Raw genomic sequence first — 3,398 nt, forward strand, 5'->3', positions numbered from 1 at the left:
TGAAGTATTGGCCGATTTAATCTCTATTTTTCATCCAGATTTGTTGCCCAATCATACCCTAAAATATTACAAACCTTTGGTAAATGAATAGTGCCCTCTTTCGAATTGTTTTTTTAGGTATACTCTTATTCGTTTTGTTTGTGAGCGACATTTTATTGGGTAGTGTAAAGATTTCTATTAGCGAGTTTTTTGCCTACTTAACGGGTCATCCTTTCTCACATCCTTCCTACAAAACCATTCTTTTAGAGTACAGAATACCAAAAGCATTAACTGCATGTATTGCAGGGTCAGCTTTAGCTGTTTCAGGTCTTTTGATGCAGAGTTTTTTTAGAAATCCATTGGCGGGTCCCTATGTTTTAGGAATTAGTTCTGGAGCCAGTTTAGGTGTTGCATTATTGCTTTTATTTTTTTCGGGTACTTTTTTATTTTCCGTACCCTTGGCAGCAAGTTTCGGTTCATTTTTTATTTTACTCCTTATTATTTGGGCAGCTAAAAGGTTTAAGTCTTCTGTGGGTCTTCTAATTTTGGGCTTAATGATTTCTTACCTCACCAGTGCTTTGGTAGGCATCTTACAATATTTTGCGACTTCCGAAGAAATCCAAAGTTTTGTGCTTTGGGGTATGGGTTCCTTTGCTAAAACTCAATGGGCTGACTTAGTATTTATGCTGCCTGTTTTAAGCATTGGGATTCTCTTTGCTTATTCACGCTCAAAAACTCTTAACAGTCTTTTACTTGGCGAGTCCTATGCGCAAAGTTTAGGTGTTTCACTAAAAAAAATTCGTTTTGAAATCTTATGCTTACTAGGCGTTTTGGTTGCATGGGTTACGGCCTATTGTGGCCCTATTGCTTTTATAGGGATGGCTGTGCCACATTTAGTTCGCATCGTTGTAGAAGAATCCGATCATAGAATTACCATACCTCTTGTGGCTCTTACCGGAGCTTGTGTCGCTTTATTTTGCGATATGATTGCACAAGTACCAGGTTTCGATTTTGTTCTACCTATAAACAGTATAACGTGTCTTTTTGGAGCTCCTTTTGTCATTTTCTATTTATTAAAAAAGAATCGGATTGGATAAATTACCAAACATAAAAGTAAAAGGCCTTTCGGTTGGCTTCAATAACAAGCCTGTTCTAAAAGAGATTAGCTTTGATTTGTTTGCTGGTGAACTGATCTGTTTATTAGGTGCTAACGGCAAAGGTAAATCGACGTTGCTAAAAACTATAATGGGAATACTTCCAAGTATAGCTGGTTCTGTTTTTTTAAATGGGATTCCTTCTGAATCGATCGCTGAGGAAGATAGAGCCAAACGCTTGGCTGTTGTCTTAACAGATTCTTTGCGAGATGTAAATATGAAAGCTATAGATGTTGTAGCCACAGGACGTTACCCATACCTTTCTTGGAATTCGAAATTAAGTGCTCAAGATCACAGCATAGTAAAGGAGAGTTTATTTAAATTTGGTGCAGGGAAATATGCTGATAAATGGATGCATAATTTAAGCGATGGAGAACGTCAGCGAATTGTAATAGCCAGAGCTCTAGCTCAGCAAACCGATGTTATTTTATTAGACGAACCTTCAGCGTATCTAGATCTAGCTCACTCAATGGAACTGTCAGTTTTACTTAAAAAATTAACTAGAGATGAGGGGAAGTCTATACTCATGAGTACGCACGATTGGAGTACTGCTCTTGATATCGCCGATCGGATATTTTGGATAGATGGAGCTGCTCAGTTTCATGTTTTTGAAACAAAAGAGCTTAAAAATAGTAATGTACTTAATAACATGTTAAACACTCCTTTTGGCTATTGGAACGAGGAAAAGAATCGTTTTGAAATTCGTGGCGTTTAATTTAAAATGCTATTTTTTGCAGTAATTAGCTTGTTGTTTTACTAGGCTCAATAAAGTCCCATAAGTTTCCGTATAAATCTTCAAAAACCACTACCGTGCCGTAATTAGTAACAGAGGGTTCTGCTCTAAACTTCACGTTTCGCTCAATCATTTGGTTGTAGTCTCTCCAAAAGTCATCTGTAAATAAAAAAAAGCCAACTCTTCCACCTGTTTGGTTTCCAATACTTTTACTTTGTTTATCATTAGACGCTTTTGCAAGTAACAAGCAACACTCTTTTGCTCCTGGAGGTGCTACAGTTACCCATCTTTTATTTTCGTTTAGTTGGGTATCTTCAAGTAGGGTAAAATTTAATTTTTTTGTGTAAAATTCTATAGCTTCATCATAGCATTTAACCACGATGGTAACTTGCGCGATTCTTTGTTTTAGTTGATTCAATTTTATGTTTTTAGTTCTAATTTGAGTTCTAAAAACAAATTTAATTATATTCTATAAAGTAAGATTACTTGTTGTTGTTTAATCTTAAGAGCTTATTAATAATGGGCTCTTTCCGTGTTTGTTGTCTTTTTTACTACTTGTTGTTAAAAATAATACAAGTAGCCATAGAAACCCTATTAATGGTATTACGAACAATAATAACATCCATCCACTTTCATCTACATCGTGAAGTCTTCTTACCGATACCGCTAGTGTTGGAAGTAAAAGTACTATATTGTAAAAGAGGAATAGTATACCGTATTTATAGTCTCCAATATTTACGCTATGTGTCGTATCGATATGCCATAGTATTGTTCCAAAAATGATATAAAACAGTGTATACATCCAGAATTCCTTTCTTTGCGCTCTGCCACTAAATTTTGCATACTTATAGATTGATTTTATGAACCATTTCATTTTAAAATTAATTTAATTAATAATTTAGTTATTGTTTTTTATTGATTTCATTCCATTTTTAAACAATAGTATCATTGTTAATGGGGGTTGGAACAAATGTTTATATGAATAGATGCTTTTTACCATAAAACCAATTGATTTTATTTTAATTAGCTGTTTTATTAAAACATTAATTCAAATATATAAATAAATATTTAATATAGTGTAAGGTTTAGTGTTTTGATATAATAATTACTGTTTAAAACACACTATTTAGCAGTTAATAATTAGTTTTAGCATCTAAATAATTATTGAATTACTAAGTGTTACTAAAGTAATACGCTACTTTTTTGTAAAAAATGAAAGGTTATGTATGAGGTGTTTATTTCTTGTATTTAAGCCCAAAAAAGAGAGCTATACCTAGAACAATTAAGCCGGTGGAAATCATTTCAGCTTGCGTAAGTCCATTGTATAATTCATTATTTATTCTTATTTTTTCAATAGAAAACCGTTCTATACCGTTAAAAACTAGATACACACCAAAGAGCATTCCTGGCATTTTAAATGCATTTCTAAGTTTCCAAATTACCGTAAATAAAATAATTCCCATGAGTGCTTCATATACTGCAGTTGGGTATACTGCATTGGTCAACTCATAACAATAAATACCTAAGGGGTC

5 protein-coding genes are annotated in these 3,398 nt (G+C 33.6%); 2 read left to right on the plus strand and 3 right to left on the minus strand.

The window, feature by feature from the left end; all coding sequences use genetic code 11:
* Positions 1–83 precede the first annotated feature (83 nt).
* Together QNK89_RS00860 and QNK89_RS00865 are read left to right on the plus strand one after the other, a co-directional pair.
* The gene (locus QNK89_RS00860; protein WP_340169094.1) at positions 84–1,076 is read left to right on the plus strand and encodes an iron ABC transporter permease; all 993 of its coding nucleotides are present in this window, start codon (positions 84–86) and stop codon (positions 1,074–1,076) included.
* A complete protein-coding gene (locus QNK89_RS00865; RefSeq protein WP_340169095.1) occupies positions 1,069–1,848 on the plus strand; it encodes an ABC transporter ATP-binding protein in 780 nt (259 codons plus the stop codon). Before QNK89_RS00860 ends, QNK89_RS00865 begins: the two co-directional genes overlap by 8 nt.
* A gap of 25 nt (positions 1,849–1,873) precedes the next feature.
* Here QNK89_RS00865 and QNK89_RS00870 read toward each other — a convergent pair whose 3' ends face one another.
* The 3 genes from QNK89_RS00870 to QNK89_RS00880 form a co-directional block, all read right to left on the minus strand.
* Positions 1,874–2,284, minus strand: a complete 411-nt coding sequence (locus tag QNK89_RS00870) for a VOC family protein (RefSeq protein WP_340169096.1) — start codon at positions 2,282–2,284, stop codon at positions 1,874–1,876.
* An 84-nt stretch (positions 2,285–2,368) separates the two neighbouring features.
* Positions 2,369–2,740: a DUF805 domain-containing protein gene (locus QNK89_RS00875; protein WP_340169097.1), complete on the minus strand. Its 372-nt coding sequence runs from the start codon at positions 2,738–2,740 to the stop codon at positions 2,369–2,371.
* Positions 2,741–3,101: 361 nt separating this feature from the next.
* Positions 3,102–3,398 (minus strand): prolipoprotein diacylglyceryl transferase family protein (locus tag QNK89_RS00880; protein WP_340169098.1); only part of this gene is annotated, 297 nt, incomplete at its 5' end.

Source organism: Lacinutrix sp., from assembly GCF_037625555.1.
In the GTDB taxonomy this organism is placed as follows: domain Bacteria; phylum Bacteroidota; class Bacteroidia; order Flavobacteriales; family Flavobacteriaceae; genus Lacinutrix.

Bases quoted from the DNA above. Each gene is read 5' to 3' on its own strand.
- QNK89_RS00860 (WP_340169094.1), top strand. From the start codon at position 84: ATGAATAGTGCCCTCTTTCGAATTGTTTTTTTAGGTATACTCTTATTC.
- QNK89_RS00875 (WP_340169097.1), bottom strand. From the start codon at position 2,740: ATGAAATGGTTCATAAAATCAATCTATAAGTATGCAAAATTTAGTGGC.